We start from the raw sequence: 21595 nt of genomic DNA on the forward strand, positions 1-21595 counted from the left end.
TACTGTCGTCAAAGGTGACGGAGGCCTCTTCACGGACTCGGCGGGGCACTCCGGTCGCCGCCGCCCGCCGACCGGCCCCGGGCGGCCCGGAGGACGGCCGCCCGCCCGGATCCCGTCACCCCGATGGCGCATCATGTGGCGGTGCTGAGAGCAGAGGACAACGGCGGAGGCGAGCCCGGCGCCGCCGCGGGGGAGAGACACCCGACCGGGGCCAGGCGGCCGGAGCCGGCGGATCTCACGGCCGCGGTGGAGGCGGCCCGGGAGGGCGACGAGGAGGCGTTCCGGACGCTGTTCCGGGCCCTGCAGCCCGGGCTGCTGCGCTACCTGCGGACGCTGGTCGGCGAGGACGCCGAGGACGTCGCGTCCGAGGCGTGGCTGCAGGTGGCGCGCGACCTGGGGAGGTTCCGCGGCGACTCCGACGGCTTCCGCGGCTGGGTCGCGACCGTCGCCCGCAACCGGGCGCTGGACCACCTCCGCAGCCGGCAGCGGCGCCCCCGCACCGGCCTGCCCGTCGAGTACCTGGACGGCCTCCCCGCGCGGGACGACACCGCGGGGGCGGTCCTCGACTCGGCGGCCGCCTCGGAGGCGGTCGCCCTCATCGCGCGGCTGCCGCGCGACCAGGCCGAGGCCGTCCTGCTCCGCGTGGTGGTGGACCTGGACGCGGAGACCGCCGCCCGGGTGCTCGGCAAGCGCCCCGGGGCCGTGCGGACGGCCGCCCACCGGGGGCTGCGCAGGCTCGCCGCCCTGCTGGGGACGCCCGGGGACGGCGCCGGTGACCGGGCGGAACCCCCCGCCCCGGAGGAGGCGGCGAAAAAAGTCCGAAGAAAATCCCGCGCGGGTGTGACACGGAAGCAGGCGCCGACGCTGAAGGACATGAGATGAGGAGCCACCGACCCCGCAGGATGGACCGGAGGACCGCCGAGGACCTGCTCGACGGCCGTCCCACCGGTCCCGACGCCGGCCACGACGCCCTCGCCCGGCTGCTCGCCGCCGCTGCCGCCCCCGCGGCCGACGGCGAACTGCCCGGCGAGCGGGCCGCCATGGCCGCGTTCCGGGAGGCCCGCCGCAACCCCGCCCCGCAGGAGTCCCCGCAGGAGTCCCGGCAGCGGTCCCCGCGCAGCACCGCGGCGCTCCCGCGGCCGGTGCGGCGGTTCGGGGCGAGGGCCCTCGCGGCGGCACTCGCCGCCACCGCCCTCGGCGGCGTCGCCGTGGCGGCGGGGACCGGCCACCTCCCCGGCCTGCGGCACGACGGGCACGCGGACGGGCCCCGCCCCGCCGCGTCCGCGTCCGGCAGCGCCGGCACGGCCGCCCCCGGCGGCGGGCAGGCCGGGCCCTCCGGCGGCGCACCGGCGTCCGGCGGCACCGCCGGGCAGCCGCGGCGCACCGCGGGCGCGGAGGGCGACGACCCCGTGCGCAGGGGCCAGTGCCGCAGGTGGACCGCGGCGGCCGCCGGTGCCGGCGGCGCGACGCCGGGCGGTCCGGCGTTCGCCGGCCTGGTCCGGGCGGCGGGCGGCACCGGGAACGTCGCCGCCTACTGCGCGGCCGTCCTGTCCGGCGGCCCCTCGGCGCCGCCGGAGGCACGGCCGGGGAACCACCCGTCCAAAACCCCGAACCGCAGCGGGCACACCCCGGGCGCGGCCGCACCCTCCCAGGGAGGGGCCGGCGGCGGCCAGGGGACCCACGGCCCCGGCGGCAGGCCCGCGGACACCGCCCGGCCGTCCCGCACGGCCGGTACCGCGACCGGTGCCGCCGACCACGGCACGGCCGGCCCGGGAGGTCCCCCGGGCTGAACACCCCCCCAGGACCCGGGCGGCGCGGGCACTCCCCCTTGCCGCGACCGCCCGGAGGCGGACCGCACCACGGTGCGGCGGCCGCCAGGCCCTCCGGGGCCGGGGACGGGCGGCGGACTCCCCCCGTACGCCGCCCGTCCCGCCTCAGCACCCGCACCGCCCCGGCCGACCGGCACCAGCCCGACCCGCACCACCGCCCGACCCGGGCGTCCCCGATCCGCCGAGCAGCAGGATTCCGATGGTGAACGACGAAACGGCGCCCCTCCCCCACGGCGCCGGCCCCGCGTACGGCGCGCCCCCGGCAGCGCCGGTCTTCGTCGACGCCTCCGGCCGCCGCAGACGCCGCGTCAGCCGCCTGGGCCGCCTCCTGGCGGTCCCCGCCGCCGCCTACGTCGCCCTGCTGGCGAGCACCGTGCTCGGCGGCCCCACCGTCGACACCCCGCTGCTGCCCGCACCGCCCCGGCAGCCGGTCCGGCACGCCACCGTGGACTCGGCCCCGTCCGCGGAACCCACACGCACCCAGGGTCCCCGCCGGTCCGCCACCGTGCGCCCGGCCGCGCCCGCCGGGACCGGTGCCACCGGTGCGGGCGCCGCCGCGTCCGCGCGGCCCGCCCCCGTGACGACGACGCGCACCGGTGCGGCCTCCCCCCGGCCCGCGCCGGCCACCGCCACCTCCACCGCCGCCCCGGCGCCGTCACCGGCGGCACCGAGCCCGACCTCCCACGGCCGCTCCAGCACGGCACCCGGCGCGACCCGCAAGCCCGCCCACCCCTGAGCACCCGCACCCGAGCACCCGCACCCGAGCACCCGAGCACCCGAGCACCCGAGCACCCGAGCCCGCAGCGCCGCCCCGAAGCCCGCATCCCGCATCCCGCACCAGAAGCCCGTGGAGGGCCTGCCCGTGACCGACTCCAGGCGCAGCCGCCGCCGCAGCACCCTGCGCGACGTCCCGCTGCGCACGCACTGGCTGCTGCTCGGCGTCCTGCTGGTGACCCTCACGGCGGCCCTGCTGCTCCAGGGCTACACCCAGCACATGTTCGACGGCAGGGCCGACGGGGCCCCCCGCGCCCAGGGCCCCGCCGGGCAGGTCCCCCCGCAGGTCCTGCACGGCGGCCCGGTCGTCGCGGCGGACGGCTCCCGCACCGTCCGGCCGCGGCCCCGCACGATCGCGCTGACCTTCGACGACGGGCCGGACCCGACGTGGACGCCGCGCGTCCTCGACGTGCTGCGCCGCCACCACGTCCACGCCACCTTCTTCGTGGTCGGCACCGAGGCCGCCGCCCACCCCGACCTGGTGCGCCGGATCACCGCGGAGGGCCACCAGCTCGGCGTGCACACCTTCACCCACCCCGACCTGGGCGGGGCCTCCCCGTGGCGCCGCTCGCTGGAGCTGCGCGAGGCCCAGCTGACCGTCGCCGGGGCCGCGGGCGTCACCACCCCGCTGCTGCGCCCGCCGTACTCCTCCACCAACGAGGCGCTCGACGACGACGCGTGGCAGGCCGTCCGCCAGGCGGGCCGCGAGGGCTACCTCACGGTCCTCACCACCCTGGACAGCGAGGACTGGCGGCGGCCCGGCACGGCCCGCATCATCGCGAACTCCACCCCCCGGGGCGCCGCCGGCCAGGTCCTGCTCATGCACGACGCGGGCGGCGACCGCTCGCAGACGGTGGCCGCCCTGGACACCCTGCTCCCCCGCCTGCAGCACCGCGGCTTCCGCGTCACCACCGTCAGCGACGCGGCCGGCCTCACCGACCCGGTGCGGACCGCCGGCGCCCGCGACCACTGGCAGGGGCTGGCCCTGATCCGCGCCCTGCAGCTCAGCGACTGGATGCTCACCGCCGTCTCCTGGCTGCTCTGGGCCGCGGGGGCGCTCAGCGTGCTCCGGGCCGTCGCCGTGGTGGCGGCCGCCCGCCGGCACGCCCGCCTGCGCGACGAGCCCTGGGGGCCGCCGGTCACCGAGCCGGTCAGCGTCATCGTCCCCGCCTACAACGAGAGCGCGGGCATCGAGGCCGCCGTGCGCTCCCTGCTCGCCTCCGACCACCCCGTGGAGGTGATCGTCGTCGACGACGGCTCCACGGACGGCACGGCGGACCTGGTGGAGTCGCTCGGCCTGCCGGGCGTGCGCGTCATCCGGCAGGAGAACGCGGGGAAGCCCGCCGCCCTCAACACCGGCATCGCCGAGGCCTCCTGCGAACTCCTCGTCATGGTCGACGGCGACACCGTCTTCGAGCCGGACGCCGTCCGGATGCTGGTGCAGCCGTTCGCCGACCCCGGCGTCGGCGCCGTCTCCGGAAACGCCAAGGTCGCCAACCGCGGCGGGCTGCTGGGCCGCTGGCAGCACATCGAGTACGTCGTCGGCTTCAACCTCGACCGGCGGCTCTTCGACCTCGCCGAGTGCATGCCGACCGTGCCCGGCGCCGTCGGCGGCTTCCGCCGGGAGGCGCTGCTGGGCGTCGGCGGCGTCAGCGACACCACCCTCGCCGAGGACACCGACCTCACCATGGCCCTGTGCCGCGACGGCTGGCGGGTCGTCTACGAGGAGCGGGCCAAGGCCTGGACCGAGGCCCCCGCCTCGCTCGGCGCCCTGTGGAAGCAGCGCTACCGCTGGTGCTACGGCACCCTCCAGGCCATGTGGAAGCACCGCCGGGCGCTGGTCCAGCGCGGCCCCGCGGGCCGTCTCGGGCGGCGCGGGCTCGGCTACCTGATGCTCTTCCAGGTGCTGCTGCCCCTGCTCGCCCCGGTCGTCGACGTCTTCGCCGTCTACGGGCTGGTCTTCCTCGACCCGCTGCACATCGCCGGGCTGTGGCTGGCGTTCCTGGCCCTGCAGCTGGTGATGGGCCGGTACGCCTTCCACCTGGACCACGAGCGGCCGGGCGCGCTGTGGAGCCTGCCGCTGCAGCAGTTCGTCTACCGGCAGCTGATGTACCTGGTGGTCATCCAGTCGGTCTTCACCGCCGTCGCCGGCACCCGGCTGCGCTGGCAGCGCATGGAGCGGTACGGCAGCCTCCAGGTCCCGGCCCCCGGGACACCGCAGGACGGCCCCGCGGACGCCCCGGCCCTGCCGGCCCTGCCGGCCCTGCCCGGGCTCCCGGCTCCTGCGGCCCCGGAGTACGCCGGGTACGCCGGGTACGCCGCGCCCCACCTGCCCGCCCCTCACGCGCCCGCCCCTCACGCGCCCGCCCCCCACCTGCCCGCACCGTACGTGCCGCAGCAGCACGTGCCGCAGGGGTACCCGTCGCAGCACCACGCGGTGCAGCACCACCCGGCGCCGCAGGACGCGGACCCGCGGTACGCACCGGCGCAGTACGCCGAGCCCCGGTACGCACCGCCGCAGTACGCCGAGCCCGGGCACGCACCGCAGCAGTACGCGGAGCCGCACCCGCCGGCACTGCAGTACGCCCCGGCGCAGTACGCGCCGGGGCAGCCGGGCGGACCGCAGCCCGGCGCGCCCACCGCGCTCGCCGACGCCTGGTACGAGGAGGCCAGGTCCGCCCGGGAGGCCGAGGCCGGCCACTTCGTCGCGGCCCCCGTCGACCGGGCACGGGACCGGCAGCCGAACCCGCCGCAGTCCTGGGGCGGCGGCCACTGAGACCCCTGTCCGCTCCCCGGCTCGGCGGATCCGGGGAGCGGGCAGGCACACCCGCCGGGCGCGCCGGCCCCGCGCGGGGAAATGCGTTGCGCCCCTCCGGAGGACGGGCGCAGACTCCGGTCCATGAGTGCTGAGGCGGCAAATCCCACCTGGCGGCCGATCGGCCGCTCCGACGTGCCCGCGTGGCTGGAGCTGCTGGAGGCGGTGGAGGCGGCGGACCGGGAGAACGAGCACCCCGACGCACAGGAACTGGCCGAGCGCTTCGACGACCCGTACGTCGACCCCGCCCGCGGCAGCCTCGCCGCCTTCGACGGCGGGCGCATGGTCGCCTACCACTGGATGAAGGCCCGCACGGCCGCCGAGCCCGTGCACGAGTTCTGGCAGATGGGGGGCGTGCACCCCGGGTACCGGGGGCGCGGCCTCGGCACACGGCTGCTGCGCTGGGCCGAGTCGGCCGCCGTCCCCCTGCACGAGGAGCGGTTCCCCGGGCAGCCCCTGACGCTCACCGGCAGCTGCCTGGACGGCCACGAGGCGTCCAACGCCCTGTTCGCGGCGCTCGGCTACCGCCGGACGCGCTGGTTCCACGACATGTGCCTGGCCGACCTCTCCGCCCCGCTGCCGGAGGCGTCCGTGCCGGAGGGGGTCGTGTTCCTGCCGTTCACGCCGGAGCGCTCGGAGGACGCGCGCCTCGTGCGCAACGAGTCCTTCCGGGACCACTGGGGCTCCACCGAGACCACCCCCGAGTCCTGGGCCCACTTCACCGGCGGCTCCGCCTTCCGGCCCTCCGTCAGCCTGATCGCCTACGAGGGCGGCGAGCCGCTCGCCATCGTGCTGGCGGAAGAGCACGCCGGGCACCGGCTGGCCACCGGGAAGCGCGACCTGTACGTCGCCCTGGTCGGCACCCGCCGGACCGCCCGCAGGCGCGGGCTGGCCGGCGCCCTGCTGGTCCACGTGCTCAGGAAGGCGGCGGCCGAGGGGTTCCGGACCGCCTCCCTCGGTGTGGACGCCGACTCGCCGACCGGCGCCCTCGGCCTCTACGAGCGGATCGGCTTCCGGGCGGCGCTCACCTTCGTCTCCCAGCAGAAGGAGCTCCTCCCCGCCGGGGACGGCCGCCCGCCCGGCACCGGGCAGGCCCTGCCGCAGGCCTGAGCGGGGACGCGCCCCGGGTCAGCCGGCGGTGGGGTGCGGCTGCCGGACGGGGCGCAGGGTGCTCCGGAGGCTGTCGACGGCCAGGTGGCGGGCGAGGTCGGCGGCCCGGCAGTCGCGGAGGCTGTCGAGCATGAGGAAGTCGTGGACCATGCCCAGGACGCGGAGCGCGGTGACGTTCACGCCGGCCTCCCGAAGCGTGGCGGCGTACGCCTCGCCCTCGTCGCGGAGCACGTCGGCCTCGTCGGTGATGACCACGGTGGTGGGCAGGCCGCGGAGCTGCTCGGCCGTGGCCCGCAGCGGTGAGGCGTACGCCTCACGGCGCTCGGCGGGGTCGGTGGTGTGCTGGTCCCGGAACCAGCGCATGGCGTCGCGGGTGAGGTGGTGCCCCTCGGCGAACTGCCGGTAGGACGCGGTGTCGAAGTCCGCGTCGGTCACCGGGTGGAGCAGGACCTGCGCGGACAGGTCGATCCCGTCCCGCTCCTCGGGCATGAGGGCGAACACCGCGGCCATGGTGCCGCCGACCGAGTCGCCGCAGACCGCGATGCGGGAGGGGTCCAGGCCGTGCCGGGAGCCCTCCGAGGTGATCCACCGGCCCACCGCCCGGTTCTGCTCGATCCGGGTGGGGGACTTCGCCTCGGGGGCCCGGTCGTAGACGGGGAGGACCACGGCGGCCTCGGCACCGGTGGCGATCTCGCGCACCAGGTGGTCGTGGGTGTCCTCGTCGCCGAAGACCCAGCCGGCGCCGTGGATGTAGAGGACCACCGGGAGCGGGCCGGTGGTCCCGCGGGGGCGGACGATGCGGGTGCGGACCCGTCCGTACCCTCCGGCATCGACCTCCACCCACGGCACGCAGACCCAGCCGTTCGGCCGGGTGATTGCAGTCACGGTACTGACGACAGTCGTCGTGGGGTTCAAGCCTCGCTGGTTCTGCGTCCCGCACTGTTACATCGCATTCAGTCCGGCCTCCCGTATGTCGCCCGCCGACGGCGGCGAGCAGGTCGCTCAGATCGCCACGCTGTTGTTCATTCCGCTCTGTTTGGGAGACGCACGGACGTGGCACTGGCAGGAGCCCTCCGGTCCGATTGCGCCCTCCCATCGGGGCAGCGCCTACGCGGCGCTGCTGGTGCTCCGGTGCCAGGTCGCCGTTGTCTATCTCGAAGCCGCGCTCTCGAAGCTGGCGTACCCGAGCTGGCGGAACGGCACCGCCGTCCCGATCCTGCTGGATGACCCCGAGTTCGGTCTCCCGAGCGCCCTGAGGCCGGGCGTCGTCCGTCTTCTGGCACGGGGATGGCCGAGCACAGTGGTCACCTGGGGGACCATGGTCGTGGAACTCGCCATATGCATCTGCGTACTGCCAGGGCCCAGGGCCCGCCGTTGCGCCCTGATGCTCACCGTCCTCCTGCACTCCGCGATCGCCGTGGCTATGGGACTGATGAGTTTCGGGCTGACGATGATCGCGACCGTGCTCGCCGCAACCGCTCGACCGCCCAGGGCCGAGCCCACGGCCCCGGAACCTGCCACGATCCACGGCCACCGTCCCGAACAGGAGAGGGCGCTCCATGTCTCTTGAAATCGCACCGTTCGCCCCTGTCGCTGCCGACGCGCAGCTGATCGCCGAGTGCTACCAGGTGTCCTCCGCGGCCTTCCGCACGGCCTTTCCCGATCGCCCCTTCTCCTCCTACGAGGCATTCAGCGACCGACTGCTCTCCCCCTCATGCCTCATGGGACCACAGCGCTTCTGGGCGGCCCGTTCCGACGGGCACGTTGTCGGGATCGCCACGGTGACCCTGCCGGAGCACGAGAACCGGGATTTCGCGCTTGTCGATGTGCGGGTCGATCCCGTACAGCACCGGCAGGGCATCGGCCGCGCGCTCCTGAGAGGGGTCCTGCCTCTCTGCCGGGCAGAGCAGCGGACGGCACTGGCCGCCCAGGGGGTCATGGCCGGCAGTGCCGGGGAGCGGTGGGCCCTCGCACTGGGCTTCGTCAAGGTGCAGGAATTTGTCCTGCAGAGCCTCACCGTGCCGGATGTCGACCCGCGGCTGTGGCAGGTTGCGGCGCCCGCTGGTTTCCGGGTCGAGCAGTGGACGGGTTCTGCACCCGGGTCGCTCGTCGCCCCCTACGCCAGAGCCCGAACAGCCATCGTTGACGCTCCGACAGGCGCGTCGGAATTTCACTTCCCGGAATGGACGGTCGAGCGAGTGCGCCGCCACGAGGCAGAGCTGCGGGAACGGGGCGACGAACAGCACGTCGTCGTAGCAGTCCATGAGGAGACCGGGACCGTGGCGGGGCTGACGGAGCTGATGGTCTCGGCAGCCCGGCCGACCGTCGGATACCAGCTGGACACAGCGGTGCTCCCGGCCTTTCGCGGCCGCGGCCTCGGGCGTTTCGTGAAAGCCCGAATGATGCTGGTCCTGACAGCCGACCGCCCCGAGCTGACCCGTGTGGCGATCAACACCGCTTCGGACAACGGCCACATGATCCGGGTCAACCACCAGGTGGGATACCGCACCGACGAGACCGTCGCCGACCTCGAAGCATGCCTCGACACACTGGAGGCAGCCCTTTCTTCCTGACGACGCGGCCCGGCGGGCAGCCATCGACGCGCTCGCCCGCATCCCCTGGAAGGGACGGGAGGACCGGGCGAACCGGAAGGCGCTCAAGGAGTCCGTCGCACGGGTGGAGCCCTTCCGGCGGACCGTCGGCCCGGCATCGATCCAGCGCATCAGGGAGACCCTGCGAAGCGCCCTCAACGACGCGATCAAACAGCAGGTGACCACCTTCAACCCGGCCGCGCACGTGGACCTGGAGTCGGGTCGGCGCCCGAAGGCGCTCGTCTGGACCGACGAGCGGGTGGAACGCCGGCGCCGCACCGTCGCTCTCGACACCGCGACCACCGACGTCCTCAAGGCCCACCGGGCCCGGCAGGACGAGGTCGACCGGTCCATCGCGAAGGCCGCCTCCCGCCTGGTGCCCCGCGCGAACAGGCCGCGGGATGCCGTCGGGTCCGGCTCGGGACAGACGGCCGGTGCAGCGTCCGCTCACGCAGACGGCCCCGGACGGGGGGTCCGGGGCCGTCGATGGCGCCTCCGGATCCTGAAATCGCAGGTCAAAGGCTTGATCGCCGAGCCGCGTGTCGGATTCGAACCGACGACCCTCGCTTTACAAGAGCGACGCTCTGGCCAGCTGAGCTAACGCGGCGCGGTTGCCGTCCGCAGCGGACCACGGCGGCACCGTGGGGCAGTCTACCGGGGTGTCGGCCGGGCTCGGCGGTGATCGGACGGGACGGCACAGGGATCGGGCCGATAGGCGGGAAGTGTCCTGAATGTGACCGGATAGACGCCGGATCTGACCCCCGGGGTACTGACAAGGGCGGGGACGCCAGGTAGGTTCGGGTGAACCGGTTGAGTAGCGGTCTGGACCACTACCGCTTCCGGCCACCCACCTTTACTCGGATCGTCCGGCACGTTCCTGCCGGTGAAGGGGAGTCCACCATGGCTTCTGTCACGTTCGACAAGGCGACGCGCATCTACCCGGGCGGCAAGCGCCCGGCCGTCGACCAGCTGGACCTCGAGGTCGCCGACGGCGAGTTCCTCGTCCTGGTCGGCCCGTCCGGCTGCGGCAAGTCGACCTCGCTGCGCATGCTCGCCGGCCTGGAGGACGTCAACGGCGGCGCCATCCGCATCGGCGACCGCGACGTCACCCACCTGCCGCCGAAGGACCGGGACATCGCCATGGTGTTCCAGAACTACGCGCTCTACCCGCACATGACCGTCGCGGACAACATGGGCTTCGCCCTGAAGATCGCCGGCGTGAACAAGGCGGACATCCGCAGGAAGGTCGAGGAGGCCGCGAAGATCCTCGACCTCACCGAGTACCTGGACCGCAAGCCGAAGGCGCTCTCCGGCGGCCAGCGGCAGCGTGTCGCGATGGGCCGGGCGATCGTCCGCGAGCCCCAGGTCTTCCTCATGGACGAGCCGCTGTCCAACCTGGACGCCAAGCTCCGCGTCTCCACCCGCACCCAGATCGCCTCGCTCCAGCGCCGCCTCGGCATCACCACCGTGTACGTCACCCACGACCAGGTCGAGGCCATGACCATGGGCGACCGGGTCGCGGTGCTCAAGGACGGCCTGCTGCAGCAGGTGGACAGCCCGCGCAACATGTACGACCGCCCGGCCAACCTCTTCGTCGCGGGCTTCATCGGCTCCCCGGCGATGAACCTGGTCGAGGTGCCGATCGTGGACGGCGGCGTGAAGTTCGGCGACGCGATCGTCAACGTCTCCCGCGAGGCCGTCACCGAGGCCGCCAACGCCGGCGACCGCACGGTCACCGTCGGCGTCCGGCCGGAGCACCTCACCGTCGTGTCGCCGGAGGGCCCGTCCAAGGACGGCAAGGGCCTCGCGGTCACGGTCAACGTGGTCGAGGAGCTCGGCGCGGACGGCTTCGTGTACGGCTCGGCGCAGATCGGCGGCGAGGAGAAGGACCTGGTGGTCCGCGTACACGGGCGCCAGATCCCGATGAAGGGCGAGACGGTCCACGTCGTCCCCGTCGCCGGCGAGACCCACGTGTTCTCCACCAGCAGCGGCAAGCGCCTCAGCGACTGACGTCGCGCCAAAGGCCCCGCAGAGCGGCGGGGAGGGCCCCGGCGGAGCGAGTCTCCGCCGGGGCCCTCCCTGTGGGCGGCCCAGGGCCGGCGGCGGGCGCCCGGCGCCCCGCGGGGCACCGCGGGAGCCCCACGGAACCCGCGCACCGGCCCCGGGCCGCCCCGGACGTCAACTCCCCGCAGCGGAAGCCCCGTTCACGGTCACTCATCCGTGTTACTCAGCGTCTTCCAAACGTCACCGGTCGCTACGATCCTGGACGTGAAGCAGCTCGTACGCCGCATCGGCAAGACCATCGCCTTCGTGCTGCCGGTCGTCCTGGTGACGACCGGCACCCTGGCTGTCACCCGCGTCCCGTGGGCTCCGCCGTCGTCCGGTCAGCAGCAGGTCCTCGCCGCCGCGGCCGCCGACGGGAGCATCGGCATCTCCGCCGCCCCCGAGCACCGGCCCGCAGAGAGGCTCGCCCCGCAGGAGGCCCTGCTGCGCAGCCTGCTGCACGAGCTCCAGGCGCACGACCCGGGGACCGCCCTGGCGATGCTGGACCGCTCCATGCGGCGGCACCCCTCGCTCACCCCGCACTGCACCGCGCTCTCCGAGGCGCTCGGCCGGGCCGCGGTCCGCAAGTACCACGGCAACGTGCGGAAGGCCCGCTCGTTCGCCCGCCCGGTCTGCGACGGCTCCTTCGCCGCCGGCGTGGCCGGCGGCCACTGAGGCGCCGGTCCGGCCGCCCGTCCGCCCGCAGGTGCCGGTGCCACGCCGTGACGGCGTGGCACCGGCACCTGCGCATCCGGGAGTTGCACCCCGCGCACCCGCCTCGTCGCCCCGCGTCCCGTCGCGTCCCGTCGCGTCCCGTCGTACCGCGCCGCAGCCCGCAGCGGGCCGTCCTCCGGGCCCCGGCGGGCGGCCGGTCCGGACCTCCGCAGGGCTCGGGACCGGCGCCGGACCGCGGGCCGGGTCGGCGCACGGACGGCGCGCGGCGGCGTCTAGGGTTGGCCCATGACTGCTGACCTCACGCAGCCCCCCGCGGCGAACCCCGGCTCGCCGACCGTCACCCAGGCCGTGATCCTGGCCGGCGGCCAGGGGTCCCGGCTGCGCCCGTACACCGACGACCGGCCCAAGCCGCTGGTCGAGATCCCGGGCACGGGCACCCCGATCATCGGCCACCAGATCGCGTGGCTCGCGGAGGAGGGCGTCACCGACGTCGCCGTCTCCTGCGGCCACCTCGCCGAGGTGCTCCAGGACTGGCTGGAGCAGGCCGAACTGCCCGTCAACGTCACCACGGTGGTGGAGACGGAGCCGCTGGGGCGCGGCGGCGGCCTGAAGTACGCGGCGAAGGCGCTGCCGCGGCCCGACGAGCCCTGGTACGCGACCAACGGCGACATCTGGACCCGGTTCTCCCTGCGCGACATGGCGGCCTTCCACCACGAGCGGGCCGCCCTCGCGACGCTCGCGCTGGCCCGCCCCCGCATCCCGTGGGGCGCCGTGGAGACGGACCGCTTCGGCAACATCCTGGACTTCGTCGAGGCCCCGCCGTCGCCCTTCCTGATCAACGCGGGCCTGTACGTCTTCTCGCCGGGGTTCACCGCCCTGCTGCCGGACGTCGGCGACCACGAGCGGACCACCTTCCCGCAGCTCGCCCGCGAGCGGCGGCTGGCGGGCTACCAGCTCCCGCAGGGCTGCTACTGGCGGGCCATCGACACGGCGAAGGACCTCACCGAGGCCGCCAGGGAGCTGGCCTCCGTCCGGTCCCGCACCTCCTGAGGCGGTAGGCGCCCGGCAGCCGGAACCGGCCGCCGGACGGTGCTCGTGCGGCGGCGGCCGCGCCCCCGGTCCCGGGTGGCGCGGCCGCCGCCGCACGAGCACCGCGTCCTGCGTCCTGCTTGCCGCGTCCCGCGGACCGCAGACCGGGGGCCGCCGGACCGGGGACGCCGGCGTCAGGCGACGCCGGACGGCGCCGGGGCGCCCTCGCCGGGCATGCCCAGGACCGGCACGCCGCCGATGGCGTCGCTGCCGAGGAGGCCGCCGATCACCGCGCCGCCGGTGCGGGACGGACGGGGCGGGGGCGGGCTCTGGACGCCGGGGACGGAGACGGTGCCGCCGGCCGGGTTCGGCGGGTTCGGGGTGCCGCCGCCCTGGCCCCTCGTCCTCCCGGTGCCGGGTGCGGTGCGCGGCGTCCGGACGCCGGTGCCCGCGGTGCGGCGCGGCGCGGAGGGCCGGGACGCGGGGGTGCGGGCGGACGGCCGGGCCGCAGGGCGGTCCGCCGGGTGCGCCCTGCGCGGGCGCACCTGCGGGGCGGTCTGCCCCGGGGTCGGCCGGGCGGGCCAGGTCGGCGTGCCGTAGTCGGTGGGCGGGGCCGGCTGCTGCGGCACGACGGTGGTGGACACGCCGCCGGTGCGCACGGCGGCGCCGAGCACCGAGCCCAGGACGAGGGAGGCGCCGACGACCACCGTGGCGAGGACCGCGCCGCGGCGGAGCACCCGCTGCCGGATCCGGCGCGCGGGGGCGCCGGGGCCGAGCCGCCGCCACGCGTCCAGCGCCAGCCTGCCGTCGACCGAGCCGAACGGCGCCCCGGCGATGAGCAGGGGGCTCCAGGCGGCCAGGTAGACGATGTGGGGGGCGTCGTACACGGGGACGGTGCGCCAGCTGACGGTGAGCAGCAGCGTCGCCGAGAGCAGCGTGGCGGCGGCGGCCGCGGCCCGCTGCCACAGGCCCAGCACGGACAGCACGCCGACGACGATCTGGACGAACGCCACCGCGAGCCCGGCACCGACCGGGTGGGCCATGGCGAGGTCCAGCAGGGGCCGGGCGAAGCTCCACGGGTGCAGCGAGGAGAGCCAGCGCATCATCGAGCCGCGGTCGCCGCCGTCGAAGTAGACGGGGTCGCACAGCTTGCTGAAGCCGGCGTACACGGAGATGCAGCCGAGGAAGACGCGCAGCGGCAGCAGCACCAGGCCCAGGTCGACCTTGCGTCCCGGGTACCGGCCGGGCTGGGCCCCGTCGCCGGAGGCGTGCGCCCAGGCCTCCTCCGCGGGCGGCCGGTACGCGTCGCCGCCGGGGGCCCAGCCCGCCGCGGGGACGGCCCCGGGCCGGGAGGGGCCGCCGGGCCGGGTCCGGTGGCCGCCCTGCGCGGGGACGCTGGGGCCGTACGGGCCGCCCGCGGCCGGGATGCGGGGCAGCACCCGGGTGGCGGCCTCCTCGCCGTCCTCGGCCGACGCGGGCTGGGGGACCAGCCGCGCGGTGTCGAGCAGGCGGATGGCGCCCGTGTCCTCGGGGCCGGCCTGACCGGACCAGGTGACGGCGGTGACCCTCCCCTTGCGGCGCGGGACGGCGCCGGCTCCGGTGAGGGAGACCGCCGGGTCACCCGTGAGCGACCGGCCGTCGAAGGGCCGGCCCTCGTAGGACCGGCCCTCGTGGGACGGGGCCCCGTGGTACGGGCCGGCCAGGGACCTGCCCGCCGGGGCGGGGGCCGCGAACGGGTCGGCGGCGAAGGACGGGGGCGCGTAGGGCCGGTCGTACGAGGGCGTGTACGCGGGCGCGTCGATGAGCAGCGGGGCGACCGGCGTCCCGAGCCGCACCCGGAAGCTGACGTGCGAGCCGCCGATCCGCACCGGGTCGCTGGGGACCTTGATCGTGCTCAGCTCGGGCGGTTCGCCTATACCGGCGGAGCGTCCCCCCTGGGAGCGGGGAGGTGTTCTGGTGTCCACACCCCACTAACCGAGCGACACGGGATTAGGACACCCCCGGGAGCGCATCCGGCGCGGATCCGGCCGGAACACGCCCGGCGGACCGGGCACGGGCGCGCCCCCCGCCGCGCGCCGGGGCGCGGCGGGGGGCGCGGGGGTGTGCCGTCAGCGGGCGGCGCGCAGGCGGGCCGCCTCGTAGAGCACGATGCCGGCGGCCACGCCGGCGTTGAGCGACTCGGTCGCGCCCGGCATGGGGATGCGCACGGTGAGGTCGCAGGTCTCGGAGACCAGCCGGGACAGGCCCTTGCCCTCGGAGCCGACCACGACCACGACCGGGCCGGACAGCGCGTCGAGGTCGGCGACCTCGGCCTCCCCGTCGGCGGCCAGGCCCACCACCGTCACGCCGGCCTTCTGGTAGGCCTCCAGGGCGCGGGTGAGGTTGGTGGCACGGGCGACCTGGAGGCGGGCGGCGGCGCCGGCCGAGGTCTTCCAGGCGCCGGCGGTCATCCCGGCGGCGCGCCGCTCGGGCACGACCACGCCGTGGCCGCCGAAGGCGGCGGCGGAGCGGACGACGGCGCCGAGGTTGCGCGGGTCGGTGACGCCGTCGAGGGCGACGATCAGCGGGTCCTCGCCGGCGTCGGCGGCGGTGTCCAGCAGGTCGTCGGGGTGCGCGTACTCGTACGGCGGGACCTGGAGGACCAGGCCCTGGTGGTTGAGGCCGCCGGTCATCTGGTCCAGCTGCGGGCGCGGGGCCTCCATCAGCGGGATGCCGCGGTCGTTGGCCTCCTGGAAGGCCTCCCGCACCCGGTCGTCGGTGTCGATGAACTGCATCACGTAGAGCGCGGTGGCGGGGACCCCGCCCCGCAGCGCCTCGACGACCGGGTTGCGGCCGACGACGAGCTCGGCGGCACCCGCACCGCCGCGCCCGCCGCGCCCGGCCCCGGCCCGGCGCATGCCGGCCCGGGCCTTGGCGTCGCGCTCGCGCTTGATCGCGGCGTTGGCGGCGCGCTGCTTCGGGTGCCCCTTGCGGGCCTCGGCGGGCGGCGTGGGGCCCTTGCCCTGGAGCGCCTTCCGGCTGTGGCCGCCGGTACCGACGCTCGCGCCCTTCTTGGACCCCGGGTTGCGGCGGTTCCTGCGCTGGCTGTTGCCGGCCATGGCTGTACGTCCTGTCCTCTTCGTCACGAAGTTCGTCATGGAGGTGCGGGCCGCACCGTGCGGTGCGGCCCGCCCTCGCCCTCGGGGGGCTACTGGCTGCTGACCGTCCAGCGCGGGCCGGACGGCGTGTCCTCGACCGCCAGGCCCGCCCGGGCCAGCTGGTCGCGGATGGCGTCGGCGGTGGCGTAGTCCTTGCGGGCCCGCGCCGCCTGGCGCTGGTCCAGGACCAGGCGCACCAGGCTGTCGACCACGCCGTGGAGGTCGTCGCCCCGGCCGGTGCCGGCCCACATCGGGTCGAGCGGGTCGAGGCCGAGTACTCCGAGCATCGCACGGACCTCGGCGAGACGTGCCACCGCGCTGTCCTTGTCGTCCGCGGTGAGGGCGGAGTTGCCCTGGCGGACGGTGGTGTGGACGACCGCGAGCGCCTGCGGGACGCCGAGGTCGTCGTCCATCGCCTCGGCGAAGGCGGGCGGCACCTCGGCGGCGGGCTCGACGGCGCCGCAGCGCTCGACGACCCGCTGCACGAAGCCCTCGATGCGCCCGAAGGCGGCCTCGGCCTCGCGCAGCGCCTCCTCGCTGTACTCGACGGTGGAGCGGTAGTGGGGGGCGGCCAGGTAGTAGCGGAGCACGATCGGGCGCCACCGCTGCACCATCTCGGAGACCAGCACCGAGTTGCCGAGCGACTTGCTCATCTTCTCGCCGCTCATGGTGACCCAGGCGTTGTGCACCCAGAAGCTCGCGAAGTCGTCGCCGTAGGCGCGGGACTGGGCGATCTCGTTCTCGTGGTGCGGGAAGATCAGGTCGATGCCGCCGCCGTGGATGTCGAAGGCGAGGCCCAGGTACTTGTGGGCCATCGCCGAGCACTCCAGGTGCCAACCGGGCCGGCCGCGGCCCCAGGGGGTCTCCCAGCTGGGCTCGCCGGGCCTGGCCGCCTTCCAGAGGGCGAAGTCGCGGGGGTCGCGCTTGCCGGTCTCGCCCTCGCCCTCGGGCTGGCGGAGGTTGTCCAGCTCCTGGTTGGAGAGCGAGAGGTAGCCGGGGAAGGAGCGCACGTCGAAGTAGACGTTGCCCTCGGCGGCGTAGGCGTGGCCGCGCTCGATGAGGGCGCGCATCATCTCGACCATCTCGGTGACGTGGCCGGTGGCGCGCGGCTCGACCGTGGGGGGCAGGCAGCCGAGGGCGGTGTACCCGTCGTCGAAGGCCCGCTCGTTCTCGTACGAGATCTCCCACCAGGGGCGGCCCTGCTCGCGGGCCTTCGCGATGACCTTGTCGTCGATGTCGGTGACGTTCCGGCAGAAGGACACCCGGTAGCCGCGGTGGGCGAACCAGCGGCGCATCACGTCGAAGTTCAGACCCGAGCGGATGTGCCCGATGTGCGGGGCGGCCTGCACGGTCGCGCCGCACAGGTAGATCGAGACGCACCCCGGCACGAGGGGGACGAAGTCGCGTACCTGGCGGGTGCTGGTGTCGTACAGGCGAATGCTCACAGCGTCAAGCGTAGTGGGAAACCGGCGGTGCCCCGCGACGTACGGCGCCGCGGGGCGGGGGCGGGTGCCCGGCGCGCCGGGCGCCGGGGCGCACCGGGGGCGCCCGGACGTGCTCAGAGGTGCTCGACGGCCTTCGCGGCCCGGATGCGGACGACCACGCGGACGTCGCCGGGGCCGTCGTTGCCGTAGTCCTGGCCGGTGTACTTGTGCGAGAGCTCGTTGATCAGCCCGGGGCCGCCCTCGGTGGTCATGGACGCCTCGCCGCGCAGTTCGAGGTAGGTGTACGGGGCCTCGGGCGGGTTGACGATCAGGGAGACCCGGGGGTCCCTGGCCATGTTGAGGTGCTTGCGGCGGCCCTCCACGGTGGAGAACAGCACGTCGTCGCCGTCGCGCTTGACCCACACGACGGACAGCTGGGGGCTGCCGTCGGGCTGCAGGGTCGCGACGACGGCGAAGCTCCTGGCGTCCAGCAGTTCCCGGGCCCGGTCGGACAGTTGCACGGACACACGGCACCCCTTGCTCGTCGGCTCACGGACTGCGGTCGGTCCCCCACTGCCATCCAAGCACCGGCCGTACGGGGGCGCGACCGCTCCCGCTCCTGCCCCGGGGCGGCCGCCCCACTCGCACGGGACCGGCCGCCGTCCGCGCCCGCCGCCCCGCCCCTACGGGCCGACCGGGTACACCAGCGCGGTGGCGACGGCCGCCAGGCCCTCGCCGCGGCCGGTGAGGCCGAGGCCGTCGGTGGTGGTGCCGGAGACGGAGACCGGGGCGCCGGCGGCGGCGGAGAGCGCCGCCTGCGCCTCGTCGCGCCGCTTGCCGATCTTGGGGCGGACGCCCACGACCTGGACGGCGATGTTGCCGATCGCGAACCCGGCGGCGCGCACGATGCGGGCCGCCTCGGCGAGCAGCGCCGTCCCCGACGCGCCGGACCACTCCGGGCGGTCGGTGCCGAAGTGCGCGCCCAGGTCCCCGATCCCGGCGGCGGAGAAGAGCGCGTCGCAGGCGGCGTGCGCCGCGACGTCCGCGTCGGAGTGCCCGGCGAGGCCCGGCCCGGCGTCCGGCCAGTCCAGTCCGGCCACCCGCAGCGGGCGGCCGTCCTCGAAGGCGTGCACGTCGGTGCCGATGCCGACCCGGGGCAGCAGCGGCGCGGCGGGGGCGGCGGGGCGGTCGCCGGCGGGGTCGGCGGCGAGGGGCGCGCCGGGGTTCTCAGAAGCCATCGGTGGCCCTCCGTCGGGCGAGTACGGCCTCGGCGAGGACGAGGTCCAGGGGGCGGGTGACCTTGAAGGCCTCCTCGTGGCCGGGGACGGCGACGACCGGGCCGCCGAAGCGCTCGACCAGGCCGGCGTCGTCGGTGGCCGGCGGCGGGCCGCCCGCGGCCTCCTCGGCCGCGGCCCGCGCGTGCACGGCCGCCAGCACCTCGCGGCGGAACCCCTGCGGGGTCTGCACCGCGCGCAGCGAGGAGCGGTCGGGGGTCTCCAGGACGGCCTCGGGACCCCCCGAGGGGTCCGGTGCCACCCGCTTGACGGTGTCGGCGAGCGGCACCGCCGGGACGACCGCCCCGGCACCGCCGCGCACGGCGTCCACCACGGCGTCCACCACCTCGACGGGGACCAGCGGGCGGGCGGCGTCGTGCACCAGGACCACGTCGACGTCCTCGGGGACGGCGGCGAGGCCGAGGCGGACCGACTCCTGCCGGGTGGCGCCGCCGGCGACCACCCGCACGTCCTTGCCGGGGATCCCGTGGTCGTCCAGGAGCGCGGCCACCGCGGCGACGCCGTCCGGCGGGGCGGCGACCACGACGAGGCCGACGGCGCGGGAGCGGGCCAGGGCCCGGACCGCGTGGACCAGGAGGGGGACCCCGCCGAGTTCGCGCAGGGCCTTGGGGGCCCCGGGGCCCAGTCGTTCGCCCCGCCCGGCGGCGGGGACCACTGCTGCGGCGTTCAGGTTTCGTTCCTTCGGCGATGTGGGTATGGCCAAGGCGTGCCGGACAGGGCCCACTCGCCTCCCTGCGAGTATCCCCTTCCGTGGCGGCCCGTTCGGCACAGGGGAGCACGGTCCGGTCGTGCGCCGCCGAGCGGGGGCGTCGACGGACGGGATCGCGGCGCTGTGGGTTGCGGCGGGGTGCGGGGGCCGGGGCACGGAGAGGCGGTGGCAGGCGCTTGGTGCCGTGTCCGCGCCGCAGCGGACGTCGTCCGGGGTCGGTGTGTCGTCCGAGGCCGGTGCGGTGCCGGCGGCTGCGGCGGACGGGCTGCGGGTGGACGTGGACGCGGCCGTGAGCGGAGTGCCGTGGAGCGGGAGTCGGGCATCGCCGTACGTCTCAGCGCCCGGCAGTGCGGCGCGTGCCCGTGCCGTGCACGGGTGCGCCGACCGGGCGCTGAGACGACGGGCGGCGGATATCGGCGGACATCCGCATCCACGCGGTGCGCGGAACGGTGCCGGGGTCGGCCGTCCCGGGTGTCAGGAGGCGAGGACCTCGTCGAGGAGCGTCTCGGCCTTGTCCTCGTTGGTGTTCTCGGCGAGCGCCAGCTCGCTGACCAGGATCTGGCGGGCCTTGGCCAGCATGCGCTTCTCACCTGCGGAGAGGCCGCGCTCGCGCTCACGGCGCCAAAGGTCGCGCACGACCTCGGCAACCTTGATAACGTCGCCCGAGGCGAGCTTCTCCAGATTGGCCTTGTAGCGGCGGGACCAGTTGGTGGGCTCCTCGGTGTACGGTGCACGCAGCACCTCGAAGACCCGGTCCAGGCCCTCCTGGCCGACCACGTCGCGCACGCCGACGAACTCCGCGTTCTCCGCGGGGACGCGGAGCGTCAGGTCGCCCTGCTGAACCTTCAGCACCAGGTAGGTCTTGTCCACGCCTTTGATCTGGCGGGTTTCGATGGCCTCGATCAGCGCGGCCCCGTGATGGGGGTAGACCACGGTGTCGCCAACCTTGAACGTCATGTGACAGATACCCCTTCCGTGGTTTTCCAGAATAACACGTGTTCCGCCGTATCCGAAGGGCGTTTTCGCAGGTCAGGGCGGGTCTCGGGGCTTGACAACCACGCCCGCCACGTGCTGCGACCCCTGTTCGAGGAGGGTTTCCCGCAGGTGGGAAGCGGTTCGGCAGCCCGGCGAAACATCATCGGAACCCTCAATGGATCTTGCCTTCCGGTTCCGCGCGCGACGCGGGCCGAGCGCGGGCCCGACGGCCGCCGCGCCGCCCGTGAACGGCGCGTACACAGGCGGGGGCGGAAAGGAGCACTCCGGGCGCATGCGGCGCGAACGGACGGCACGCGCCGTGTGTCACGGCTCACAGCGCCGTCCGGGCGCCCCGGCGCGACACGGGGCCACCCCGTGAGGACCGGAAGAAGGGGATCGGTAACCTAAGCCCGTCCTGCCCTGCTTGCACACGTCCAAGGAGAAGCCGCCGCCGTGAGCCGCAGCCTTCGACGCGGCGCCATCGCCGCTCTCGTCGCCCTCGCCGTCACCCCCCTGTCCTCCTGCGCCGCCTCCAACGATGCGGAGTCGCTGCAGGTGAAGCCGGACAACGCGTCGACCTCGCTCGGGGACGACCTCCGGCTCAACAACATCGTGCTGGTCACCGCGCCCGGCGGCGGCGCTGCCGAGTCGGAGACCCGGCCGGCGGCCCTGAGCGTCAACATCAGCAACTCCGGCACGGCTCCCGAGGTGCTGACGTCGGTGTCCGTGGGCGACGCGGGCACTGCGGCCCTCACCGGCCCCGACGGCGGCAAGATCGGGCAGATCACCGTCCCGGCCGGCGGCTCCGTGCTGCTGGGCGGCCCGGAGCAGCCCTCCGTGCAGATCGCCGACGCCTCGGTGCAGGAGGGCGGCTACTCGCGGGTGACCTTCACCTTCGACAAGGCCGGCACCGTCACCACGCAGGCCGCCGTCGTCACCGGCAGCGGCCAGTACGCCTCCTTCGCCCCGGCGACCCCGGCCGCCCCGACCGCGAAGGCGTCCCCGACCGCCCTGCCGACCGGCAGCGGCGCCCCGGGCGCACCCACGTCCGGCATGACGGCGGGCGCGCCCGCCTCGGCCTCCCCGAAGACGTCCCCGAAGGCGCAGTCCTCCGCGACGACCGGCGCGCGGGCCAGCGTCAGCGCCTCGCCGCAGGGCTGACCGCCGTCCGCACACGCCGCGCCCCCGG

The 21595-nt window shown here is 75.6% G+C and carries 19 protein-coding genes and 1 tRNA gene; 11 read left to right on the forward strand and 9 right to left on the reverse strand.

The window, feature by feature from the left end:
- Positions 1 to 141: 141 nt before the first annotated feature.
- From ACFY07_RS17735 to ACFY07_RS17755, 5 genes are all read left to right on the forward strand, one after another.
- Positions 142 to 882, forward strand: coding sequence for an RNA polymerase sigma factor (locus tag ACFY07_RS17735; RefSeq protein WP_390869494.1), 741 nt, complete (start codon positions 142 to 144; stop codon positions 880 to 882).
- Positions 879 to 1790 carry a hypothetical protein gene (locus tag ACFY07_RS17740; protein WP_390869495.1) on the forward strand — a complete coding sequence of 304 codons (912 nt, stop codon included), beginning with the start codon at positions 879 to 881 and terminating at the stop codon, positions 1788 to 1790. The genes ACFY07_RS17735 and ACFY07_RS17740 overlap by 4 nt, the downstream gene beginning before the upstream one ends.
- 238 nt (positions 1791 to 2028) lie before the next feature.
- Complete coding sequence (locus ACFY07_RS17745) at positions 2029 to 2565, forward strand: hypothetical protein (protein WP_390869496.1); 537 nt, start codon at positions 2029 to 2031, stop codon at positions 2563 to 2565.
- Positions 2566 to 2691: 126 nt separating this feature from the next.
- On the forward strand, positions 2692 to 5379 hold the full coding sequence (locus ACFY07_RS17750) for a polysaccharide deacetylase family protein (protein WP_390869497.1): 2688 nt from the start codon (positions 2692 to 2694) through the stop codon (positions 5377 to 5379).
- A 123-nt stretch (positions 5380 to 5502) separates the two neighbouring features.
- Entirely contained in the window at positions 5503 to 6528 is a 1026-nt protein-coding gene (locus tag ACFY07_RS17755) for a GNAT family N-acetyltransferase (RefSeq protein ID WP_390869498.1), read from the forward strand.
- Between the two features lie 18 nt (positions 6529 to 6546).
- Here ACFY07_RS17755 and ACFY07_RS17760 read toward each other — a convergent pair whose 3' ends face one another.
- Complete coding sequence (locus ACFY07_RS17760; protein WP_390869499.1) at positions 6547 to 7413, reverse strand: alpha/beta hydrolase; 867 nt, start codon at positions 7411 to 7413, stop codon at positions 6547 to 6549.
- Between ACFY07_RS17760 and ACFY07_RS17765 the strand changes: the two genes are divergently transcribed.
- Both ACFY07_RS17765 and ACFY07_RS17770 read left to right on the forward strand, forming a co-directional pair.
- Entirely contained in the window at positions 7400 to 8098 is a 699-nt protein-coding gene (locus ACFY07_RS17765) for an HTTM domain-containing protein (RefSeq protein ID WP_390869500.1), read from the forward strand. The two genes, ACFY07_RS17760 and ACFY07_RS17765, sit on opposite strands and share 14 nt — an antisense overlap.
- Positions 8088 to 9101, forward strand: a complete 1014-nt coding sequence (locus ACFY07_RS17770; RefSeq protein WP_390869501.1) for a GNAT family N-acetyltransferase — start codon at positions 8088 to 8090, stop codon at positions 9099 to 9101. The genes ACFY07_RS17765 and ACFY07_RS17770 overlap by 11 nt, the downstream gene beginning before the upstream one ends.
- 551 nt (positions 9102 to 9652) lie before the next feature.
- On the opposite strand, the gene ACFY07_RS17775 is transcribed toward ACFY07_RS17770, so the two are convergent.
- A tRNA-Thr gene (locus ACFY07_RS17775) sits at positions 9653 to 9726 on the reverse strand.
- 293 nt (positions 9727 to 10019) lie between these two features.
- Between ACFY07_RS17775 and ACFY07_RS17780 the strand changes: the two genes are divergently transcribed.
- The 3 genes from ACFY07_RS17780 to ACFY07_RS17790 all read left to right on the forward strand — a co-directional run bounded on the left by ACFY07_RS17780 (position 10020) and on the right by ACFY07_RS17790 (position 12887).
- Positions 10020 to 11129 (forward strand): ABC transporter ATP-binding protein, encoded by a 1110-nt coding sequence (locus ACFY07_RS17780; protein ID WP_390869502.1) that lies wholly within the window; start codon positions 10020 to 10022, stop codon positions 11127 to 11129.
- 258 nt (positions 11130 to 11387) lie between these two features.
- A complete protein-coding gene (locus ACFY07_RS17785; RefSeq protein ID WP_390869504.1) occupies positions 11388 to 11837 on the forward strand; it encodes a hypothetical protein in 450 nt (149 codons plus the stop codon).
- A gap of 285 nt (positions 11838 to 12122) precedes the next feature.
- On the forward strand, positions 12123 to 12887 hold the full coding sequence (locus ACFY07_RS17790) for an NDP-sugar synthase (RefSeq protein ID WP_390869506.1): 765 nt from the start codon (positions 12123 to 12125) through the stop codon (positions 12885 to 12887).
- A gap of 173 nt (positions 12888 to 13060) precedes the next feature.
- Here the strand turns inward: ACFY07_RS17790 and ACFY07_RS17795 are convergent, their stop codons facing one another.
- The 7 genes from ACFY07_RS17795 to ACFY07_RS17825 form a co-directional block, all read right to left on the reverse strand.
- Positions 13061 to 14830: a DoxX family membrane protein gene (locus ACFY07_RS17795; protein ID WP_390869507.1), complete on the reverse strand. Its 1770-nt coding sequence runs from the start codon at positions 14828 to 14830 to the stop codon at positions 13061 to 13063.
- 144 nt (positions 14831 to 14974) lie between these two features.
- Positions 14975 to 15964, reverse strand: coding sequence for a 23S rRNA (guanosine(2251)-2'-O)-methyltransferase RlmB (gene rlmB / locus ACFY07_RS17800; RefSeq protein WP_390869509.1), 990 nt, complete (start codon positions 15962 to 15964; stop codon positions 14975 to 14977).
- An 89-nt stretch (positions 15965 to 16053) separates the two neighbouring features.
- On the reverse strand, positions 16054 to 17448 hold the full coding sequence (gene cysS / locus ACFY07_RS17805; protein WP_390869511.1) for a cysteine--tRNA ligase: 1395 nt from the start codon (positions 17446 to 17448) through the stop codon (positions 16054 to 16056).
- A 113-nt stretch (positions 17449 to 17561) separates the two neighbouring features.
- A complete protein-coding gene (locus ACFY07_RS17810) occupies positions 17562 to 17954 on the reverse strand; it encodes a PPOX class F420-dependent oxidoreductase (RefSeq protein ID WP_230748174.1) in 393 nt (130 codons plus the stop codon).
- A 156-nt stretch (positions 17955 to 18110) separates the two neighbouring features.
- Complete coding sequence (gene ispF / locus ACFY07_RS17815; protein WP_390869513.1) at positions 18111 to 18665, reverse strand: 2-C-methyl-D-erythritol 2,4-cyclodiphosphate synthase; 555 nt, start codon at positions 18663 to 18665, stop codon at positions 18111 to 18113.
- Entirely contained in the window at positions 18655 to 19425 is a 771-nt protein-coding gene (gene ispD, locus ACFY07_RS17820; protein ID WP_390869515.1) for a 2-C-methyl-D-erythritol 4-phosphate cytidylyltransferase, read from the reverse strand. Before ispD ends, ispF begins: the two co-directional genes overlap by 11 nt.
- A gap of 480 nt (positions 19426 to 19905) precedes the next feature.
- Positions 19906 to 20388: a CarD family transcriptional regulator gene (locus tag ACFY07_RS17825; RefSeq protein WP_014136563.1), complete on the reverse strand. Its 483-nt coding sequence runs from the start codon at positions 20386 to 20388 to the stop codon at positions 19906 to 19908.
- 471 nt (positions 20389 to 20859) lie between these two features.
- Here ACFY07_RS17825 and ACFY07_RS17830 point away from each other — a divergent pair, with 471 nt between their 5' ends.
- Complete coding sequence (locus ACFY07_RS17830; RefSeq protein ID WP_390869517.1) at positions 20860 to 21567, forward strand: DUF461 domain-containing protein; 708 nt, start codon at positions 20860 to 20862, stop codon at positions 21565 to 21567.
- Positions 21568 to 21595: the final 28 nt, after the last annotated feature.

Origin of the sequence: Streptomyces sp. NPDC001380 (assembly GCF_042895785.1) — a bacterium.
Taxonomy (GTDB): Bacteria; Actinomycetota; Actinomycetes; order Streptomycetales; family Streptomycetaceae; genus Peterkaempfera.

Coding starts and splice junctions, on each gene's coding strand:
- ACFY07_RS17770 (WP_390869501.1), top strand. CDS start 8,088: ATGTCTCTTGAAATCGCACCGTTCGCCCCTGTCGCTGCCGACGCGCAG.
- ACFY07_RS17745 (WP_390869496.1), top strand. CDS start 2,029: ATGGTGAACGACGAAACGGCGCCCCTCCCCCACGGCGCCGGCCCCGCG.
- ACFY07_RS17740 (WP_390869495.1), top strand. CDS start 879: ATGAGGAGCCACCGACCCCGCAGGATGGACCGGAGGACCGCCGAGGAC.
- rlmB (WP_390869509.1), bottom strand. CDS start 15,964: ATGGCCGGCAACAGCCAGCGCAGGAACCGCCGCAACCCGGGGTCCAAG.
- ispF (WP_390869513.1), bottom strand. CDS start 18,665: ATGGCTTCTGAGAACCCCGGCGCGCCCCTCGCCGCCGACCCCGCCGGC.
- ACFY07_RS17825 (WP_014136563.1), bottom strand. CDS start 20,388: ATGACGTTCAAGGTTGGCGACACCGTGGTCTACCCCCATCACGGGGCC.
- ACFY07_RS17780 (WP_390869502.1), top strand. CDS start 10,020: ATGGCTTCTGTCACGTTCGACAAGGCGACGCGCATCTACCCGGGCGGC.
- ACFY07_RS17755 (WP_390869498.1), top strand. CDS start 5,503: ATGAGTGCTGAGGCGGCAAATCCCACCTGGCGGCCGATCGGCCGCTCC.
- ACFY07_RS17790 (WP_390869506.1), top strand. CDS start 12,123: ATGACTGCTGACCTCACGCAGCCCCCCGCGGCGAACCCCGGCTCGCCG.